Here is a 1,903-nt window from a genome sequence, read left to right on the forward strand (position 1 = left end):
CATCATGTCCATGATTTCCCCGGGGATCTGGCTGGAGTTGAAGACTTCGGTCACCGCAGGTTTGGCCTTGATGTCCGAGAGCATCGGGTTCCAGGTGGTGACGGCGTTGACCTGATCGGTGTTGAAGGCCGCCGAGATATCGGCGTCCGAGGTGTTGACCACTTTCAGGTCTTTCTCAGTGAGATCCACCGAATCCAGGGCCCGGGCCAGCAGGTAGTGGGACACCGAGAGCTCGACCAGATTGACGTCCATGCCCTTGAGGTCGGCGACTTTCTTGCCTTCGCCTTTAAGCACGATGCCGTCGTTGCCGTTGGAGAAATCGCTGACGATCAGCGCGGTGCTGTCGACGCCGCCAGCGGCCGGAATGGTCAGCGCATCCATGTTGGTCATGGTGCAGCCGTCGAACTGGCCGGCGGTGTACTGGTTGATGGATTCGACGTAGTCGTTGAGCTGCACCACATCGATCTTGATGCCGTACTTCTTCGCCCATTTATCGACGATGCCTTGGCTGCCGGCGTATTCCCAGGGCATCCAGCCGGCATAAATCGTCCAGCAAACGCTGAAGTGGTCTTTCTGGGCGGCCTGGGATTGGCTGCTGAGCAACGCTGCAAACGCGGCGGCGAGCAAGGCGGGGAAACGTAGTCGGGACATTTCGGAATCTCCAGTTGATAAGGGCGGGCAGGAGTCAACGCGGCACCGCGAACGGTGGCTTGTCTCCCGGGCTTTTGTCCCGCCGTGTAACCTCAACTGGAGGTCGCCAACTCTCGGACCAGTCACTCGCACTTGCGAGCCGGAACCCTAGTCAGCCATTTGCAAATTGTGGTGCCGCGAACCTGTGATGACTCCTGCACGCGATTGCTAAAGCGAGACCCGTGCCAAGTCCGTAGAAGGCCTCTAGCGTGGGGGCGTGCAACATCTACGGTGAGTGCGCGAGGGGCGGGCTGCTTTGAGATGGTGCGTCGATGCACTGAGATGTGGCGCGGGCGGCCGCTGATCCGAAGGTCACTGCGATCCGGCACTCGGTGAGGGAATTTCAGTCAAAACAGGTGTCAGTCGGGCCTGCTCCGATTGTGGGTCTTTCAGGAGGCCGCCATGTTTCGTCGACTGTTGCTCGGTGCTTTTTTGGGGCTCGGGTTGACCGGTTGTTATTACTACACCGGCTCCTACGACGTGTACTCCTCGCCTTATTACTACCCTGGTTATTCACCTTATTCCTACTATTACGGCCCACGCTATTACTACGGCGGTCCGCGCTTCTATGGTGGCTACCGCTATTACTACTGGGGCGGGCACGGGCCTCGGCATTACGGCGGTGGATATCGCCATGGTCACCACTAATCAGCCCGTGAATGGATGAAAAACCTTTCATCGGGCAGATGTTTCAACTTGTTGCTGGGACGCACCGGATTCGGAATTCGATGTCTGATCTTTCGACAGTCGCCGAATCATTGACTGTCGCCCGCCAGCGTCGCTGGTGCGGCTCACTCGCGGTCCAGGAGGCCGCTATGCTCTGTCTAAAAATGCTGCGTCGAGTGCTTTTGATTGCTGTGTCGGGCTTATCCCTGGGTGCATGCGTGCCTTATTCCGATGGAGGCGTCAGCTACTACAGTTCCGAGGTGTATACCTCGCCAGCGCCGGGCTACTACGCCGGGGGCGATCGTTACTATTCCAATGGCGGTTATTACTCGCCACCCGCCCGTTACTACGCGCCTCCTGCGCGATATTACAAACCAACGCCGCGCTATTACTCGCAGCCGCGGATCTACCAACCCGCACCGCGCTACTACCAGACGGCGCCGCGCCACTATCAGTCGCGCCCCGACTACCGGGCGCATCAGAGTCATGGCTGGGATGGCCGCAACCGTGGTGGTTGGGACGGTCGTGACCGTGGTGGCTGGGACAG

General features: G+C 59.1%; 3 protein-coding genes and 1 riboswitch. Of the genes, 2 read left to right on the forward strand and 1 reads right to left on the reverse strand.

Features of this window, described 5'->3' with window-relative positions; genetic code table 11:
• A partial coding sequence (locus D8U69_RS16425) for a putative urea ABC transporter substrate-binding protein (RefSeq protein ID WP_177434577.1) occupies nucleotides 1-651 on the reverse strand: 651 nt, incomplete at its 3' end.
• A 61-nt stretch (nucleotides 652-712) separates the two neighbouring features.
• Nucleotides 713-813, reverse strand: a riboswitch (guanidine-I (ykkC/yxkD leader).
• A 279-nt stretch (nucleotides 814-1,092) separates the two neighbouring features.
• Between D8U69_RS16425 and D8U69_RS16430 the strand changes: the two genes are divergently transcribed.
• The gene (locus tag D8U69_RS16430; RefSeq protein WP_130906107.1) at nucleotides 1,093-1,338 is read left to right on the forward strand and encodes a hypothetical protein; all 246 of its coding nucleotides are present in this window, start codon (nucleotides 1,093-1,095) and stop codon (nucleotides 1,336-1,338) included.
• A gap of 167 nt (nucleotides 1,339-1,505) precedes the next feature.
• On the forward strand, nucleotides 1,506-1,903 hold a 398-nt coding region (locus D8U69_RS16435), incomplete at its 3' end, for a hypothetical protein (RefSeq protein WP_130907730.1).

Source organism: Pseudomonas sp. Sample_16 (assembly GCF_004307665.1).
In the GTDB taxonomy this organism is placed as follows: Bacteria; Pseudomonadota; Gammaproteobacteria; order Pseudomonadales; family Pseudomonadaceae; genus Aquipseudomonas.